Source organism: Castellaniella sp. (genome assembly GCF_041675725.1).
GTDB lineage: Bacteria > Pseudomonadota > Gammaproteobacteria > Burkholderiales > Burkholderiaceae_B > Castellaniella.
In genome coordinates, this window is the sequence record NZ_JBAYTI010000032.1 from 16,052 (window position 1) to 31,724 (window position 15,673).

The window sequence follows — 15,673 nt, forward strand, 5'->3', positions numbered from 1 at the left end:
CAGGAACCTTCGTGGACTTCTTACTCAGCCAGAACAATCTCTGGATCCTGCTCATTGCACTGGTCTCCGGTGCCCTTCTGCTCTGGCCCAGCCTGTCTGGCGCCGGGCGCTCGAACGCGCGCATTGCCCTGGCCGATGCCATCGGCCGGATCAACCGGGAAAATGGCCTGTTCGTCGATATCCGCCCCGAGACCCAGTTCAAGGCCGGCAGCATTCCGCAAGCACGCAACATCCCCATCGATACGCTCGAGGCGCACGCAGGCAGCCTGCCCAAAGACCGTCCGATCGTCGTGGTCGACACCCGCGGCCAGGACGCCAGCAAGGCGGTGGCCCAGTTGCGCAAGCACGGGCTGGAGCAGGTCTTCAGCCTCGAAGGCGGGCTGAATGCCTGGATCGACGGCGGTTTGCCCCTGAAAAAATCCTGAGAGACGCTTCATGGCTCAAGTCACGATGTATTGCACCCAAGTGTGCCCGTATTGCGTTCGCGCCGAAATGCTGCTCAAGCAGCGCGGCGTGACCGACATCCATAAAATCTTCATCGACCGCGATCCGCAGCAACGTGCCATCATGATGGAACGCACGGGCCGGCGCACCGTGCCGCAAATCTACATCGACGACCGGCATATCGGCGGTTACGATGACCTGTCCGCCCTGGATCGCGCCCAGGGCCTGCTGCCCCTGCTGCAGGCCTGATTCCACCCACCCCTTTTTCCGGAACCCCCAATGTCTGAAGAAACCCAGAAACAGAACGGCCAGGCCCCCAGCTTCGGCCTGCAGCGCACTTACGTCAAGGACATGTCGATCGAGATGCCCCATGCGCCCGAAATCTTCCTTGAAAAAGAAGGCCCGGCCGTCGAAGTCTCCATCCAGGTCTCGGGCCAGCGCCTGGCTGAAAGCGTGTACGAATCCGTGGTGACCGCCACGGTGACCACGCGCATCGGCGACAAGGTCCTGTACCTGGTCGAGCTCAGCCAGGCCGGCATCTTCGAAGCGGCCAACATCCCGCCCGAGCAGCTCGACCCGCTCATCGGCATCGTCTGCCCCACCATGCTGTACCCCTATCTGCGCGCCAACGTGGCCGACGCCATCACGCGCACGTCGATGCCACCGCTGCACCTCAGCGAAATGAACTTCCAGGCCCTCTACGAGCAACGGCTGGCACAGCAGAAGCAGCAGGCGGCCACGGGCGACCAGGCAGACTCCGGCCTGATCCTGCCCCCCGGGGCCCGCAACTGAGCGACCCGACATGGCCACGCCGCGCGTGACGGTGCTGGGTGCCGGCAGCTGGGGCACCGCCCTGGCTGCCCTGGCCTGCCCACGCGCCCCGGTCGTGCTCTGGGCGCGTGACCCGGCCACGGTCCAGGCGCTGCAACAACACCGAAACCCGCGCTACCTGCCCGATATCCCATTGCCCCCGGGCCTGCGGGGCACGGGTGATTTCACCCTGGCCGTGCAACACGCCCTGGGCGGGCCCGCCCAGGGCGGCGCGGGGCTCATCGTACTGGGCGTGCCTGTGGCAGGCCTGGCCGATACCTGCACCCGGCTGGCCCGGGAACTACCGGCCCGGACCCCGCCCCTGCATATCCTCTGGACGTGCAAGGGCATGCAGGCCGACACCGGCGCGTGGCCGCACGAAATCGTGGCGCAGGCGCTCGCCGGCCACGCCGGGATCCATACCGGGGTGCTGTCGGGCCCCTCTTTTGCCCGCGAGGTCGCCCAGGGCCTGCCCGTTGCCCTGACCATCGCCAGCGCGCATGCCGATACCGGCCTGGCGGCGCAACAGGCGTTTCACGGCAGTCAGGCGCGCATCTATACATCCAGCGACATCATGGGGGTGCAGGTGGGCGGCGCGATGAAGAACATCGTGGCCATTGCCTGCGGGATCTCGGATGGCCTGCAATTGGGCACCAATGCGCGGGCGGCCCTGATCACGCGCGGCCTGGCGGAAATCCGCCGCCTGGGCGTGGCCCTGGGTGCCCAGGCCGACACCTTCAATGGCCTGACCGGCCTGGGCGATCTGGTGCTCACGGCCACCGGCGAGCTGTCGCGCAACCGCCAGGCGGGCATCGCCATCGGGCGGGGTGAAGCGCCGCACAGCCTGCTGGCACGCGGGATGACGGTCGAAGGGGCCCGCTGCGCCCAGGCGGCCCGAGCGCTGGGCCTGAAGCTGGGCCTGGACATGCCGATCACCGAAGTCGTCAGCCAGGTGCTATTCGAGGGCCTGACGCCCCGGCAGGCAGTCGCGGCGCTGCTCGAACGCGAACCACGCCCCGAATGATCCGGCATCAGACACCGCCGGCAAAGCCCACCTGACGCCAGGCTTCGAACACGGTCACCGCCACCGCGTTCGAAAGGTTCAGGCTGCGCTGCGCGGGCCGCATCGGCAGACGCAGGCGCTGCGATTCGGGCAGCAATGCCCATTGCGCGGCCGACAGGCCGGCCGTCTCGCGCCCGAAAATGAATACGTCCCCGGCCTGGAACGCCTGCGTGCCGATCAGGCGGGGCGCATGGGTCGTGAGCGCAAAGCAGCGGTCCGCCGGGCGGCCGGTATCCTGCAGCGCCAAGGCAAGGTGGTCGTGCACCCGCAAGTCGGCCCATTCGTGATAATCCAGGCCGGCGCGGCGCAAGCGCGCGTCATCCAGCACAAAACCCAACGGACGCACCAGATGCAGGTGGCAGCCCGTGTTGGCCGCCAGGCGGATCACGTTACCGGTATTGGGGGGGATTTCGGGTTCGACGAGAATGATGTGGAACATGGTTCAAATTGTAGTGTGCGCGCCAATATCCAGGCTTCGACCTGGGTGGCTCCAGCGGCTGCCAGCACCGCACGAGCCGCTGCCAGGGTCGCGCCGGTGGTCATCACGTCATCGACCACCGCCACGCGCAGGCCGGCCACGGGGCGGCCACAGGCCAATCGGCCCAGGGGCGCCGCCAAGCGGGCGGCACGGGACAGCGCCGCCTGGCGCGGCCCTTCACGCACGCGCCGCAGGACATCAAGCCGGTAGGGGATGCCCAGGCGGCGCGCCAGCTGGCGCGCCACTTCGGCCGGCGGGCTGAAGCCCCGCTGGCGCAGGGCGGCCGCCCGCGCCGGGACTGGAACAATGCAGTCTGGCGGGCCGCCAGCCGCCCAGCCCGCGCTGCGGACGGCGGCTTCGAGCCGCTGCACCAGCATTGCGGCCAGCGGCAACTGGCCCTGCATTTTGTAGGCCTGAATCAGCTTCTGGCCCACGCCGGCATAATCGAACGCGCTCACGACACGGTCGCAGGCCGGCCCCTGGGCCGTGCAGTCGGGACACCCGCCCGGCCCCAGCGGATGCTGACACGCCGGACAGCGCGGGACCGCCGGGGCGCGCCGCAACGCGGCGCAACACGCGGCGCACAGCCCCTGCCCCGAGACCCGCAGACCGCAGCCCGGACAATCGGCCGGAATCAGGTGGCGCCAGCGCGTGAGGACCAGATGCAGCATAATAGTGAATTTCGGGATCAGGGCCCAGTATAGGAACCCGCCACACCAGATACCAGCCCGACGCGTCATTTATGTCCCAACTGCCCCGCCTGCCCATCGATCCTGTTGCCGTGCGCCAGCAATTTGCGCGGCGCGCCCCGCTCGATGCCGCCCAGTTCCTGTACGGCGAAATCGCGCAGCGCATGCTGCGCCGCCTGGCCTACATCCGTATCGCGCCACAAGACATCCTGGATGCCGGCTGCGGGGCCGCGCACGCCCTCGACCCGCTGCGCGCCCGCTACCCGAACCTGAACTACATCGGCCAGGATGCCTGCGACCGCCTGCTGGACGTGGCCCGCCAGCGCCATGCCAGCACGCCTGGTTTCTGGCACAGGCTGCGCAACAAACCCACCCCCAAACCCGCTTTCCAGCAGGCCGATCTCGCTGAAACCGGCCTGCCCGACCAAAGCCTGGATCTGGTCTGGTCCAATCTCGCACTGCACTGGCACCCCGAGCCTCACATGGTGCTGCAGGAGTGGCGCCGCATCCTGCGCAACGACGCCCTGGCCATGTACTCCAGCCTGGGCCCCGGATCCCTGCGGGAACTGCGCGAGGCCGTGGCCGAGGCCGACCTGGATACACAGCCGATGGCGTTCGTGGACATGCATGATTTTGGCGATCTGATGCTGCAGGTCGGCTTTGCCGATCCAGTCATGGACCAGGAAATCATCACCCTCACCTACCGCAGCCCCGAGAAGCTGCTGGACGACGTACACCTCCTGGGGGGCAACCCCTCCCGTGAGCGCCGGCGTGGCCTGAGCGGACGCGGCTGGCGCAATCGCCTGCTGCAGGCGCTGGAACGGCGCCGGCAGGCCGATGGCACGATCCACCTGAGCCTCGAAGTGGCCTACGGCCACGCCTGGCGGGTCGCCGCCCGGCGGGGCGTGTTCGGCGACCTGCCGGTCGCCACCTTCAAGCGGGCCCGCCCCCTCGAACCCGGCAAGCTGCCGCCCAGGGTCGTACCGCGCAAGCCGGAGCCGGACGCATAGCCCATGGTTCGTGCCTCCGATCCGCCTGTCCGCCCCGCCGCGCTGCACGAGCAACTGATGGCGGCAGCCGTGGCGCTCGAAGCGGTGCTGCACGGACAGTCCCTGTCCGATGCCCTTGAACGGACCCCGGCGCCGTGGCGGCCGGCGGCGCAAGCGCTGTCGTTCCATGCCCTGCGCCACCTCGGGCTGGCCCGGGCGCTGCGCGCCTCGATGGTGGCGCGTCCACCCGGCAACGTGCGCGCCGACGCCCTGCTGTTGCTGGGCCTGTGCCTGCTCGAAACCGCGCTGCAGGCAGACGCGGGCGCGCCGCTGCCCCCCGGGACGCCCCGGTATGCGCCCCACACCGTCGTTCATCAAGTGGTGACGGCCGCCGCCCACGAGCGCGGGACTCGTCCTGCAAAAGGCCTGATCAACGCCGTGCTCAGACGCTATGGGCGCGAACGTGAAGCGCTGCTGGCCGCAGTGGCCAGCCAACCCGAAGCGCGCTGGAACCACCCTGCGTGGTGGATCGATGCGGTACGTACCGCATGGCCCCACGACTGGCAGGATCTGCTGCGCGCGGCCAACCAGATGCCGCCTATGACATTACGGGCCAACCGGCGCCGTATCCACCGCGACGCCCTGCTCGAACAGCTGCAGCAAGAGGGCCTTGCGGCCCGTCCCGTCCTGGACGACGGCCTGATCCTGGCCCAGCCCAGGCCCATCCAGCAGATCCCGGGGCACGCGCAGGGCCTGTGGTCGGTGCAGGATGCCTCGGCGCAGCGTGCCGCGGCCCTGCTGCCCCTGCAGCCCGGCGCCCGCGTGCTGGATGCCTGTGCCGCCCCCGGCGGCAAGACGGCCCACCTGCTGGAGCACCATGATCTGCGGCTTACGGCACTCGATCAAGACGCCCGGCGCCTCGAAAAAGTCGCCCACAACCTGCAGCGCCTGGGGCTGCTGACGGCCGACGTCCACCTGGTGCGGGGCGATGCGCGCGAACCGGCCCAATGGTGGGACGGCCTGCCCTACGAGGCCATCCTGGCCGACGTCCCCTGCACGGCATCGGGTATCGTGCGCCGCCATCCCGACATCCGCTGGCTGCGCCGCGCCACCGACCTGACGCGCACGGCACGGCTGCAAGCCGCGATTCTGCAGGCCTTGTGGCCCCTGCTGGCGCCGGGCGGGCATCTGCTCTACGTCACGTGCTCGATCTTTCCCCAGGAAGGCGAAGCACAAATCCTGGATTTCCTGCGGCGCTGCCCCCAGGCCCAGCGCCTGGCCGCGCCTGGCCACATACTGCCCGGGGGCCCCGAAGACGGCGACGGCTTCTTCTATGCCTTGCTGCGGAAACCATCGTGACCCCCGCCCGCGGGCGGGGGTGCGGGCGGCAGCGGAGCCGGCGCGATCGTCCCCAAAAGCAGCCGGAGACTTGCGCCCGCAGAGTGTCTCATCAATACTTCAGGTGTCCCGATCTGTTCATGCTCCGGCCCTCGCCATGTCCCGTCGCCTTCTGTATGTACTTGTCGTGCTGGTCACGCTGCTGCCCTTCGGCCTGGCCTGGTCCAACGGGGGCCAGGTCACCAACGTGGCGCTGCAACAAGTCGACGGCCAGCTGATGCTCGATGCCGACATCGACGTGCGCCTGGGCGACGAGCTCGACGAGGCGGCTCACAAGGGCGTCCCTTTGTATTTCACGATCGATGTGCAAATCGAACAGCCGCGCTGGTGGTGGTTCGACAAAACCGTGGTGGATGAACAACGAACCTGGCGCATCCAGTACAACCCGCTGACGCGCCAATGGCGCACCGGCACCGGCGATCTCTCATTGCCGACCCCGAGCCTGAACGAAGCCCTGGACCAGCTGCGCCATATCCGCCACTGGCCGATTGGGCCGGTGGCGCGCTTCAGCGAGGCGCCCCACTGGCGCGGGCGCCTGCGCCTGCGCCTGGACACGGCCCGCCTGGCCCGACCCCTGCAGGTCGACGGCCTGAACAGTACCGCATGGTCCTTGACGACACCATGGAAATATTTCGAATTTTCGACTTCCGCCGATGCGCGCCCCGATTGACGCGCTGGGCCCTGCGCGGGGCCCTGGGCGTGGCGGCAGTCAGTGCCGCCGCGCTGCTGGGGCTGCTCGTGTGGTCGACCGGAAATGCCTCGCGCTACGCGCAGCAGTACGACACCCTGCTGCTGCTCAACGGGATCCTGGCCATCGCGCTGATGAGCTGGGTCGTCATCCTCGCATCACGCCTGCTGCGCCAGATCCGGCGCCACCAGTTCGGGGCGCGCCTGACGGCCCGCTTCACGCTGTACTTTACCCTGATCGGCATCCTGCCCGGCTTGCTCATCTACGTACTGTCGGTGCAGTTCATGTCCAGGTCCATCGAATCCTGGTTCAACGTACGGGTCGACACCGCCCTGGAAGCCGGTCTGAACCTGGGGCGGGCGGCGCTGGACACCCAACTGGCCGAACTGGACGCGCGGGCCCGCAACATCGGGGCGCGCCTGAACAACGCCAGCGATACGGAAATCGCCCTGCTGATCACCACGCTGCGGGCCACCAACGAAGTCGACGAAGCCATGGTGTTCAGCGGCACCGGCCGGCTGATCGCCTTTTCATCGGTGAATTTCAGCCAGCTGCTGCCCGATCTGCCGCCCGGCAGCGTGTTGAACCAGTTGCGCGTGACGCAAGGGTATGCCGCCGCCGAAGAAGACCGCCCGGACATCGAGGGCCCCACCCCATACGGCTTGCACCTGCGCGTCATCATCCCCCTGGAAGCCAATTCTGACCGGCTGGGCACGCCCATGGGGCTGGGCAGCGACTCGCGCTGGCTGCAGGTGATCCAGGCCGTGCCCGAGCGCATTGCCCAGAATGCAAGCCAGGTACAGCACGGCTTCCAGGACTATCAAGAACTGGCCCTGTCGCGCCTGGGGCTGCGCAAGCTGTACGGCATTACCCTGACGCTCGCCCTGATCCTGGCCGTCTTCGCTGCGCTGGTCGCCGCGCTGGCGGTATCCAGGCGCCTGGTGCGTCCCCTGCTCAGGCTCGCCTCCGGCACCCAGGCGGTCAGCGTCGGCGATTTTCGGCCCCTGCCCGAACCGCCGGCGCGCGACGAGGTGGGCCAATTGACGCGTTCGTTCAATGCCATGATGCGCCAGCTGGATGAAGCGCGCCGCATGGTCGACCGGCACCGGCGCCAGCTGGAGCAAAGCAACCTGTATCTCGAATCCATCCTGGGCAATCTCTCGTCGGGCGTGCTGGTCTTCGACCGCACGTTCTGCCTCACCCTGTTCAACCAGGGCGCACAGAACATCCTGCACGTGGACCTGCGCACCCACCAGGGCCGTCCGCTCGAGGTGGCCGAAGGCGCCCTGCCCATGGCCCGCCTGATCCGCCAGGCGTTCGCGACCCACCAGGCCGTGGAGTCGACCCGCCCCTACTGGCAGCAGCAGTTCGAGATCGAGCTGCAGGACGCCCCCGACAACGAACGCAAGAAGCACGTGGTCACGCTGCTCGCGCGCGGCACCCGCCTGCTGCTCGATGGCCGCGAAGACGGCTTCGTGGTGGTCTTCGACGACATCAGCGAGGTCATCTCGGCCAGCCGGACCGTGGCCTGGGGCGAAGTGGCCCGCCGGCTGGCCCATGAAATCAAGAATCCGCTCACGCCCATCCAGCTCTCGGCCGAGCGCCTGGCGATGAAGCTGGGCGACAAGCTGCCCCCCGATCAGGCCGAGATGCTGCTGCGTTCGACCCGCACCATCGTCAACCAAGTGGCCTCGCTCAAGCGCATGGTGGATGATTTTCGCGATTACGCCCGCACCCCCAAGGCACGCATGCAGGCCATCGACCTGAATGCCCTGCTCACTGAGGTGCTGACCCTGTACGGCTGGGACCCAACCGACGCGCATGGGCTCGCCAATGGCAGCAACACGGTGCATTTCGATGCGCGCCTGGCGGACGACCTGCCGGCCATCCAGGGGGATCCGGCCCAATGGCGCCAGGTCATCCACAACCTGCTCGCCAACGCACGCGATGCCACGACGCAAATGGCCGGCGATACACGCGCCGAGGTTCGCGTACAAACCCGGCTGATCGAGCCCGAAGAGGGCACCGGCCCCCGACGCATCCGCCTGACGGTATCGGACAACGGCCCCGGGTTTGCCCCCGAGCTGCTCAACCGCGTCTTCGAACCCTACGTAACGACCAAGCCCACCGGTACCGGCCTGGGGCTGGCCATCGTCAAGAAGATCGTCGAGGAACATGGGGCCGAGATCGATATTTCGAACCGCGCCGACGGCGGTGCACGGATTTCCATCCTGTTCGCGCTGCCCGAGGACCCAGCGGCTGGACGATCCTGACCAGGAACAGGATAATACAGGGAACGCAAAGAGAGGTGATATGGCCAGGATTCTGGCAGTGGATGACGAAATCGGCATTCGGGAATTGCTGTCGGAAATTCTCTACGATGAAGGCCATACGGTCGAACTGGCCGAAAACGCGGCCCAGGCCCGCGAGTACCGGCTGCATCAACGCCCCGATCTGGTTCTGCTGGATATCTGGATGCCCGATATCGATGGCGTGACACTGCTGAAAGAATGGTCCGCCCAGGGTCTGCTGAATATGCCGGTCATCATGATGAGCGGCCATGCAACTGTCGACACGGCCGTCGAGGCCACCCGCATCGGGGCCATCGACTTCCTCGAGAAACCCATCACGCTGCAGAAGCTGCTCAAGGCGGTCACGGCGGGCCTCGCGCGGCCCGTGATACCGCCCGCCATGCGCCAGCGAACCGAACGCCCGCTGTATCCCCCGCCCACCGAAGCGCAACCGGCACCCACCCTGCCGCCCGAGCACGCCGAGGCGCCGCAGGCCGCCTCAGGGGCCCATCCGGCCCACGCAAACCACATTCCCTTCGATCAGCCCCTGCGCGAAGCGCGCGACGAATTCGAGCGCCAGTACTTCGAATACCACCTGCAGCAAGAAAATCACAGCATGACGCGGGTCTCCGAGCGCACCGGCCTAGAGCGCACGCACCTTTACCGCAAGCTCAAGCAGCTGGGCATCGATACATCGCGCAAGAAAACCTCGGCGGGCTGACGCCGCCCCCCCGGCTTCTGCACCACGCCGATGCGCAGGATGCCATCCGCGGTGGCCACGTCCAGGTGCGGCCCCGGCATGACACGGCCGGGCACGAGCCCCTCTTTGGGCGGTTGCGGCAAGGCCTCGGCGGCCCAGACCTTGACGACCCCCACGCCCGGCGCCTCGATGGTGCAGCCGGGAAACGGATCGAACGCCCGGATGCGCCGGGCCAGCACCGCGGCCGGCTGGTTGAAATCGAGCGCCGCCTCGGATTTGAGCAGCTTGTCTGCGTACGTTGCGCCCTCGGCGGGCTGCGGCGTACGCGACAAGGGCTCACCGGCCTCGAGCTGGGCCAGGACGTGCACGATGGCCGCCGCCCCATCCTGCGCCAGGGCGTCATGCAGGCTTGCACCGGTTTCGTGGCCCAACAGCGGCCGTTCGATGCGATACAGCATATCGCCCGTGTCCAGGCCGGCATCCATCTGCATGATGGTGATGCCCGAGCGGGTGTCGCCGGCCTCGATGGCGCGCTGGATGGGGGCGGCCCCGCGCCAGCGGGGCAGGAGGCTGGCATGGATGTTCAGGCAGCCCCAAGGCGGCAGTTCGAGCACCCAGGGGGGCAGGATCAAGCCATAGGCCGCCACGACCAGTACGGCGGGCGCTGCGGCCAACAAGGCTTCGCGGGCCTGGCTGGCGTCATCTGGATAGCGGCCGTCGAGCCGCAGGCTGCGGGGTTGCTGGACCGGCAGCCCGTGCGCCAGGGCCAGCTGCTTGACCGGGCTGGGGGTTCGCTTCAGGCCGCGCCCCGAAGCGCGGTCGGGCTGGGTCAGCACCAGCGACACGACATGCCCCGCATCCAGCAGCGCCTGCAGCGCCTGCCGGGCGAAGTCTGGTGTTCCGGCGAAGGCAATGCGCATGCGGGTCAGACCCCCGCTGCCTCGCGCTGGGCCTCGCGCTGCTGTTTGCGCAGCCGGGTGCGGATCCGGTTCTGTTTGAGCAAGGACAGGTATTCGACGAACACCTTGCCCTGCAGATGATCGAGTTCGTGCTGCACGCATACGGCCAACAGGCCATCGGCGTCGAACTCGAACGGCTCGCCGCGTTCATTCAGGGCTTTCACGTGGATGCGCGCAGCGCGCTGCACTTCATCGTACACCCCGGGCACCGACAAACAGCCTTCCTCGTAGGTTTGCTGCTCGTCGCTTTTCCAGGTGATTTCGGGATTGATGAGCACATGCAGATCGTTGCCGTCTTCGGACACGTCGATGACGACGACGCGTTCGTGGACGTCGACCTGGGTCGCCGCCAAGCCCACGCCGGGCGCGGCATACATAGTGTCGGCCATGTCGCGCACCAGTTGGCGAATGCGCGCGTCGACCGCCTGCACGGGGGTCGCCACGGTATGCAGACGGGAATCAGGGTATTGGAGAATGGGTAGCAATGCCATATTGCAAACTAAAATCAATCATGAATAATCTCTCATGATATAGCATGTCTTCCTGATTAGACTCGAAAGAATTCTGGTGGGTTCCGCCAGACGACCCCGCCATGCCCGCTTCCACCATCCCCCCTGAAGAGCTGTTCGCCTGGCTGCGCCTGAACGCCGTGCCCGGCCTGGGCGCCGTGGCCCTGCACACGTTGCTGAAAGCCCTGCACCGCCCCGAAGCCGTCTTCACTGCGTCGCTGAGCCAGCTCACCGGGCTCGTCGGGGCCGACCTGGCCTTCCGGCTGCGACAAGCACCGGATCCCACGCTCGACACCCAGCTTGCACGCGTCCAGGCCTGGCAGGCCCAACCTGGGCATCACCTGCTGACCTGGGCGGATACCGAGTACCCGGCGGCCTTGCTCAAGACCGCTTTTGCACCGCCGCTGCTGTACGCGCATGGCCAGCTCGCATGCCTGGCGCGCCCCATGCTGGCGATCGTGGGGGCCCGGCACCCAACCGCCGAAGGCGAGTACAACGCCCACGCCTTCGCCGAGTACCTGGCCGGACAGGGCTGGTGCATCGTCAGCGGTCTGGCCCGTGGCATCGACGGCGCCGCCCACCGCGGGGCCCTGCAGGCCGGCGCCTCGGGCGGCGGCACGGTTGCGGTCCTGGGCACCGGCATCGACCGCATTTATCCCGCGAGCCACCAGGCACTCGCGCGCCAGATCGCCCAGGAAGGGCTGTTGCTGTCCCAGTTTCCATTGGGGGCCCGCGGCCTGCGGCATCATTTTCCACGACGCAACCACCTGGTGGCGGCGCTGGCCCGTGGCGTGCTGGTGGTCGAAGCCGCCGAGCACAGCGGATCATTGATCACCGCCCGCACGGCCACGGAACTCAACCACGAAGTCTTCGCCATACCGGGTTCCATCCACTCCCCCCTGTCGCACGGCTGCCACGCCCTGATTCGCCAGGGCGCCAAGCTGGTGGAATCTGCCCGCGACATTCTGGAAGAGTGGCCCGACTGCACACCAGCGGCCGGTGCGCGCACATCACCCGAATCGGGTTCCCAGACCCACCCGGCCGACCCGCTCACGCAGCCGCCGCAGCCGCCCGATGCGCCCGCCATCGGCGAGCATGAAACAGACGCCCTGCGCGAGGCGCTGCCCCGCGGGCTGGAAGACGACGCCGCAGCGGTGCTGTACGTGCTCGCCCATCAGCCACGCGACATCGACTTCCTGCAGGCGCGCCTGGGCTGGCCACTGGAGCGGCTGCAACACCAACTGACCCGGCTCGAGCTGGCCGGCCATCTTCTGCGCACCCGTGATGGCCGCATACAACGCCGGCCAGGCAGGCTATCATGATCCCCTTGCCCTGCCATAGACGTCCAACCCGAAAGCCAGGCCTGCGCCTGCCGCATCAGGCCCGGTAGAACCTATCAAGTCCCGCCATGAACACACACGTCAAGATCATCGAAGTCGGGCCGCGCGACGGCCTGCAGAACGAAAAGCAGTTTGTCGCCACCGACGTCAAGATCGAACTGGTCGATCGCCTGAGCGCCGCCGGCTTTGCCAATGTCGAAGCGGTCTCCTTCGTATCCCCCAAGTGGGTGCCGCAAATGGCCGACGGGGCGCAGGTGATGGCCGGCATCCAGCGTCGCCCGGGCACCCAGTACTCGGCCCTGGTACCCAACATGCGCGGCCTCGAGGCCGCGCTTCAGGCGCAAGTCGACGAAGTGGTCATCTTCGGCGCCGCCAGCGAAGCCTTCTCGCAACGCAATATCAATTGTTCGATCGCCGAATCCATGGATCGCTTCCAGCCGGTGGCCGCGGCGGCCAAGCAGGCTGGCCTGCGCCTGCGCGGCAGCCTCAGCTGCGCCCTGGGCTGCCCTTACCAGGGCGAAACCCCGGTCGCCGCGGTGGTCGATCTGGCCGAACGCATGATGCGACTGGGCTGCGACGAGATCGACGTGGCCGACACCATCGGCGTGGGCACGGCCGCACGCGTGAAAGAAGTCATGCGGGCGGTGGGCCAGATCGCCGACCTCGGCACACAGGTGTCGGGGCATTTCCATGATACCTACGGCCAGGCGCTGGCCAACATCCTGGCCGCCCTCGAATGCGGCGTGCGCATCTTCCACAGCTCGGTGGCCGGGCTGGGCGGCTGCCCTTACGCCAAAGGGGCCACCGGCAACGTGGCCACCGAAGACGTGTTGTACCTCATGAACGGCCTGGGGCTGCACACCGGCGTCGACCTGGATGCCGTGGTCGACACGGGCGCCTGGATTTCCGCCCACCTGGGCCGCGACAACGCCAGCCGCGCCGGCAAGGCGCTGGCCCTGAAAAAAGCAGGCTGATGCCGGCACCGGCCCTGGCGCGCCCGACACCCGAAGAGCACGCCCACCTGCTGCACCAGATCGGCCCATTGCCTTTGCGGGGCCGGGCCTGGCCCCGCTGGATCGCAGCCATCGCCTGGCTGGTCATGGCGCTGATTCTTTGGCGTCTCGGGGCGGCCCTGCAGCTGAAGGGAACCCAGGCCCTGCCAATGCTGGTGATCGTCAGCGTGGCCGTCTGCCTGGGGGCCTTGCTCTGGATGAGTGCCCACATGTGGACCTCGATCACCGAGATTTCCCAATACGGCATCCGCCAAAGCTGGATCACCCGCCGCGAGGTCAGCTGGCCAGAGATCCAGTCGACCCGGTTCATCCCGCTGATCGCCACCAAAAAACTGGTCTGCTTCGTGCAAAAAGGGCGCCCCGTGGTGTTTCAAGCCGGTACCCCAGAGCTGCAGGCGGCCTTTGCCCGCATCAGCCTGGTGTATCGCAAACGGCTTTGAGACGGGGCCCGGGGCCCGTGAACCGCGGCCGGCCCGACACCCCCAGGGAGCCGGGCCGGGAAGCGGTCAGTGGATGGGCAGCGGGTACATGAGCCCCCCGTCCGTCCAGAGGGCGTTCAGCCCACGGCGGATCTGCAGCGGGCTGCCCATGCCGACGTTGCGCTCGAAGGACTCGCCGTAATTGCCCACTTGCTTGATGATGCGATAGGCCCATTGCTCATCCAGCCCCATGTTTTTGCCGGCATTGCCGGTGACGCCCAGCAGGCGCTGCACGTGGGGGTTGGGGCTGCGGAGCTGTTCGTCGACGTTGGCGGACGTCACGCCCAGTTCTTCGGCGCCCGTCATGGCCTGGAATGACCAGGCCACGATATTCAGCCACGCGTCGTCGCCCTGGCGCACAAAGGGGCCGAGAGGTTCCTTGGAAATGATCTCTGGCAGGATCACGTACTGATCCGGATCGGCCATTTTGGCCACCCGGATCGACGCGAGCCCCGAAGCATCCGTGGTGAAGACGTCGCACCGGTTGGCGGCAAACGCGTTGACGACCTCGTTGAATTGCTCGATGACCACCGGCTTGTACTGCACCTGATGGGCCCGTGCCCAGTCGGCCATATTCTGTTCATTGGAGGTGCCGGTCTGCATGCACACGGTGGCGCCGTTCAGATCCTTGGCCGACGTGATGCCCAGGGACTTGGGCACCATGAACCCCTGGCCGTCGTAAAAATTGACCGCCGCGTGGATCACGCCCAGCGAGGTATCGCGCGACTGGGTGACCGACGTATTGCGCGACAGTAGATCGACTTCGCCCGACTGCAGCGCCGTAAAGCGCTGCTGGGCATTGAGCGGCACGATCTCGACCTTGTCGGCGTCGCCCAGCGCCGCGGCGGCCACGGCCCGGCACATGTCGACGTCCAGCCCCGTCCAGTGCCCTTTGGCATCGGGCGCCGAGAACCCGGCAAAGCCGGTGGTCACGCCGCAGCGCAGCACCCCCTGGCCCTGTACCGTCTCGAGAGTGCCGGCGTGCGCCAGCGGCAACGCAGCAGCCCAGACGATGACGGCGGCAGCGTATTTGTTCAGTCCATGCATGGCCTCTTGCTCCTATTCTGCGACACGGAATCTTGAACCATGATGGTACCGCAAGCACGGCCCAACAACCCCTGGCCTGCACAGCCCCTTGGGTTAATCGAGCGCGCGCTGGTCTTCGATGACCTTGCCGTCGTTGGGCAGCTGGCCGGGCTCGACCTGCTCGATCGCGGCACGCAGCTTGGTTTCTTCGCGCACGGCCTGCGCGATGACCCCGGCATCGACCGCACTGCCGGCCTCGACCTGCAGCGTCATGGTGTCGTGGCCCTGTTGGCCGGACACGACCAGGCGCGCCCGATGGATCTGCGGATAACGCGCCACCACCCGGGCGATCTGCTCGGGGTGCACGAACATGCCGCGCACCTTGGTGGTTTGGTCGGCGCGCCCCATCCAGCCCCGGATGCGACCATTGGTGCGCCCGCAGGGCGAGTGGCCCGGCAAGAAAGCCGAGAGGTCTCCGGTACCGAAGCGCAGCAATGGATAATCGGCTTGCAGGGTGGTCACCACGAGTTCGCCGACCTCGCCATCGGGCACCGGCTGGCTGGTGCCCGGGCGCACGATCTCGACGATCAGGTTTTCGTTGAGCACCAGGCCCTCGCGGGCCTCGGTCTCGTAGGCCACCATGCCCAGATCGGCACTGCCATATGCCTGGAAACCCAAGATGCCGCGCCCGAGCAGCCACGCCTGCAGCGCACCTGGAAACGCTTCGCCCGATACCAGGGCGCGCTGCAGCGATGGCAGAGCCACCCCCATTTGATCGGCCTTTTCGAGGATGATGC

The 15,673-nt window shown here is 67.5% G+C and carries 18 protein-coding genes; 12 read left to right on the forward strand and 6 right to left on the reverse strand.

Annotation, left to right across the window (positions count from 1 at the left end; genetic code table 11):
• Positions 1–11 precede the first annotated feature (11 nt).
• Genes WCZ84_RS08180 through WCZ84_RS08195 form a run of 4 tightly spaced genes read left to right on the forward strand, consistent with a single transcriptional unit; the run spans position 12 to position 2,278 of the window.
• Entirely contained in the window at positions 12–425 is a 414-nt protein-coding gene (locus WCZ84_RS08180) for a rhodanese-like domain-containing protein (RefSeq protein WP_372685776.1), read from the forward strand.
• Between the two features lie 10 nt (positions 426–435).
• Positions 436–693, forward strand: coding sequence for a glutaredoxin 3 (gene grxC, locus WCZ84_RS08185; protein WP_372685777.1), 258 nt, complete (start codon positions 436–438; stop codon positions 691–693).
• A gap of 30 nt (positions 694–723) precedes the next feature.
• On the forward strand, positions 724–1,236 hold the full coding sequence (gene secB, locus WCZ84_RS08190; RefSeq protein WP_372685778.1) for a protein-export chaperone SecB: 513 nt from the start codon (positions 724–726) through the stop codon (positions 1,234–1,236).
• A 10-nt stretch (positions 1,237–1,246) separates the two neighbouring features.
• Positions 1,247–2,278, forward strand: a complete 1,032-nt coding sequence (locus WCZ84_RS08195) for an NAD(P)H-dependent glycerol-3-phosphate dehydrogenase (RefSeq protein ID WP_372685779.1) — start codon at positions 1,247–1,249, stop codon at positions 2,276–2,278.
• Positions 2,279–2,285: 7 nt separating this feature from the next.
• Here WCZ84_RS08195 and WCZ84_RS08200 read toward each other — a convergent pair whose 3' ends face one another.
• The gene (locus tag WCZ84_RS08200; RefSeq protein ID WP_372685780.1) at positions 2,286–2,756 is read right to left on the reverse strand and encodes a tRNA (cytidine(34)-2'-O)-methyltransferase; all 471 of its coding nucleotides are present in this window, start codon (positions 2,754–2,756) and stop codon (positions 2,286–2,288) included.
• A complete protein-coding gene (locus WCZ84_RS08205) occupies positions 2,702–3,466 on the reverse strand; it encodes a ComF family protein (RefSeq protein ID WP_372685781.1) in 765 nt (254 codons plus the stop codon). Before WCZ84_RS08205 ends, WCZ84_RS08200 begins: the two co-directional genes overlap by 55 nt.
• Before the next feature lie 71 nt (positions 3,467–3,537).
• Between WCZ84_RS08205 and WCZ84_RS08210 the strand changes: the two genes are divergently transcribed.
• From WCZ84_RS08210 to WCZ84_RS08230, 5 genes are all read left to right on the forward strand, one after another.
• A complete protein-coding gene (locus tag WCZ84_RS08210; protein WP_372685782.1) occupies positions 3,538–4,494 on the forward strand; it encodes a methyltransferase domain-containing protein in 957 nt (318 codons plus the stop codon).
• Between the two features lie 3 nt (positions 4,495–4,497).
• Positions 4,498–5,832, forward strand: coding sequence for a 16S rRNA (cytosine(967)-C(5))-methyltransferase RsmB (gene rsmB / locus WCZ84_RS08215; RefSeq protein ID WP_372685783.1), 1,335 nt, complete (start codon positions 4,498–4,500; stop codon positions 5,830–5,832).
• Positions 5,833–5,968: 136 nt separating this feature from the next.
• Positions 5,969–6,541, forward strand: coding sequence for a DUF4390 domain-containing protein (locus WCZ84_RS08220; RefSeq protein WP_372685784.1), 573 nt, complete (start codon positions 5,969–5,971; stop codon positions 6,539–6,541).
• Positions 6,493–8,832 (forward strand): ATP-binding protein, encoded by a 2,340-nt coding sequence (locus tag WCZ84_RS08225; RefSeq protein ID WP_372685785.1) that lies wholly within the window; start codon positions 6,493–6,495, stop codon positions 8,830–8,832. Before WCZ84_RS08220 ends, WCZ84_RS08225 begins: the two co-directional genes overlap by 49 nt.
• Positions 8,833–8,872: 40 nt before the next feature.
• Complete coding sequence (locus tag WCZ84_RS08230) at positions 8,873–9,571, forward strand: response regulator (RefSeq protein ID WP_372685786.1); 699 nt, start codon at positions 8,873–8,875, stop codon at positions 9,569–9,571.
• On the opposite strand, the gene fmt is transcribed toward WCZ84_RS08230, so the two are convergent.
• Complete coding sequence (fmt, locus tag WCZ84_RS08235; protein WP_372685787.1) at positions 9,511–10,470, reverse strand: methionyl-tRNA formyltransferase; 960 nt, start codon at positions 10,468–10,470, stop codon at positions 9,511–9,513. The genes WCZ84_RS08230 and fmt overlap by 61 nt on opposite strands.
• A gap of 5 nt (positions 10,471–10,475) precedes the next feature.
• Positions 10,476–11,000: a peptide deformylase gene (def, locus tag WCZ84_RS08240; protein WP_372685788.1), complete on the reverse strand. Its 525-nt coding sequence runs from the start codon at positions 10,998–11,000 to the stop codon at positions 10,476–10,478.
• A gap of 101 nt (positions 11,001–11,101) precedes the next feature.
• Here def and dprA point away from each other — a divergent pair, with 101 nt between their 5' ends.
• The 3 genes from dprA (at position 11,102) to WCZ84_RS08255 (ending at position 13,811) form a co-directional block, all read left to right on the forward strand.
• A complete protein-coding gene (gene dprA / locus WCZ84_RS08245; protein WP_372685789.1) occupies positions 11,102–12,340 on the forward strand; it encodes a DNA-processing protein DprA in 1,239 nt (412 codons plus the stop codon).
• A gap of 86 nt (positions 12,341–12,426) precedes the next feature.
• The gene (locus WCZ84_RS08250; RefSeq protein WP_372685790.1) at positions 12,427–13,332 is read left to right on the forward strand and encodes a hydroxymethylglutaryl-CoA lyase; all 906 of its coding nucleotides are present in this window, start codon (positions 12,427–12,429) and stop codon (positions 13,330–13,332) included.
• Positions 13,332–13,811, forward strand: coding sequence for a hypothetical protein (locus WCZ84_RS08255; protein ID WP_372685791.1), 480 nt, complete (start codon positions 13,332–13,334; stop codon positions 13,809–13,811). Before WCZ84_RS08250 ends, WCZ84_RS08255 begins: the two co-directional genes overlap by 1 nt.
• Before the next feature lie 66 nt (positions 13,812–13,877).
• On the opposite strand, the gene WCZ84_RS08260 is transcribed toward WCZ84_RS08255, so the two are convergent.
• Complete coding sequence (locus tag WCZ84_RS08260; protein WP_372685792.1) at positions 13,878–14,897, reverse strand: amino acid ABC transporter substrate-binding protein; 1,020 nt, start codon at positions 14,895–14,897, stop codon at positions 13,878–13,880.
• A gap of 93 nt (positions 14,898–14,990) precedes the next feature.
• Positions 14,991–15,673: phenylacetate--CoA ligase family protein (locus WCZ84_RS08265; RefSeq protein WP_372685793.1), on the reverse strand; the 683-nt coding region annotated here is incomplete at its 5' end.

Excerpts from the sequence above, each read along its gene's own strand:
- grxC (WP_372685777.1), top strand. The coding sequence starts at position 436 with ATGGCTCAAGTCACGATGTATTGCACCCAAGTGTGCCCGTATTGCGTT.
- secB (WP_372685778.1), top strand. The coding sequence starts at position 724 with ATGTCTGAAGAAACCCAGAAACAGAACGGCCAGGCCCCCAGCTTCGGC.
- WCZ84_RS08195 (WP_372685779.1), top strand. The coding sequence starts at position 1,247 with ATGGCCACGCCGCGCGTGACGGTGCTGGGTGCCGGCAGCTGGGGCACC.
- WCZ84_RS08200 (WP_372685780.1), bottom strand. The coding sequence starts at position 2,756 with ATGTTCCACATCATTCTCGTCGAACCCGAAATCCCCCCCAATACCGGT.
- WCZ84_RS08205 (WP_372685781.1), bottom strand. The coding sequence starts at position 3,466 with ATGCTGCATCTGGTCCTCACGCGCTGGCGCCACCTGATTCCGGCCGAT.
- WCZ84_RS08210 (WP_372685782.1), top strand. The coding sequence starts at position 3,538 with ATGTCCCAACTGCCCCGCCTGCCCATCGATCCTGTTGCCGTGCGCCAG.
- rsmB (WP_372685783.1), top strand. The coding sequence starts at position 4,498 with ATGGTTCGTGCCTCCGATCCGCCTGTCCGCCCCGCCGCGCTGCACGAG.
- WCZ84_RS08220 (WP_372685784.1), top strand. The coding sequence starts at position 5,969 with ATGTCCCGTCGCCTTCTGTATGTACTTGTCGTGCTGGTCACGCTGCTG.
- WCZ84_RS08225 (WP_372685785.1), top strand. The coding sequence starts at position 6,493 with ATGGAAATATTTCGAATTTTCGACTTCCGCCGATGCGCGCCCCGATTG.
- WCZ84_RS08230 (WP_372685786.1), top strand. The coding sequence starts at position 8,873 with ATGGCCAGGATTCTGGCAGTGGATGACGAAATCGGCATTCGGGAATTG.
- fmt (WP_372685787.1), bottom strand. The coding sequence starts at position 10,470 with ATGCGCATTGCCTTCGCCGGAACACCAGACTTCGCCCGGCAGGCGCTG.
- def (WP_372685788.1), bottom strand. The coding sequence starts at position 11,000 with ATGGCATTGCTACCCATTCTCCAATACCCTGATTCCCGTCTGCATACC.
- dprA (WP_372685789.1), top strand. The coding sequence starts at position 11,102 with ATGCCCGCTTCCACCATCCCCCCTGAAGAGCTGTTCGCCTGGCTGCGC.
- WCZ84_RS08250 (WP_372685790.1), top strand. The coding sequence starts at position 12,427 with ATGAACACACACGTCAAGATCATCGAAGTCGGGCCGCGCGACGGCCTG.
- WCZ84_RS08255 (WP_372685791.1), top strand. The coding sequence starts at position 13,332 with ATGCCGGCACCGGCCCTGGCGCGCCCGACACCCGAAGAGCACGCCCAC.
- WCZ84_RS08260 (WP_372685792.1), bottom strand. The coding sequence starts at position 14,897 with ATGCATGGACTGAACAAATACGCTGCCGCCGTCATCGTCTGGGCTGCT.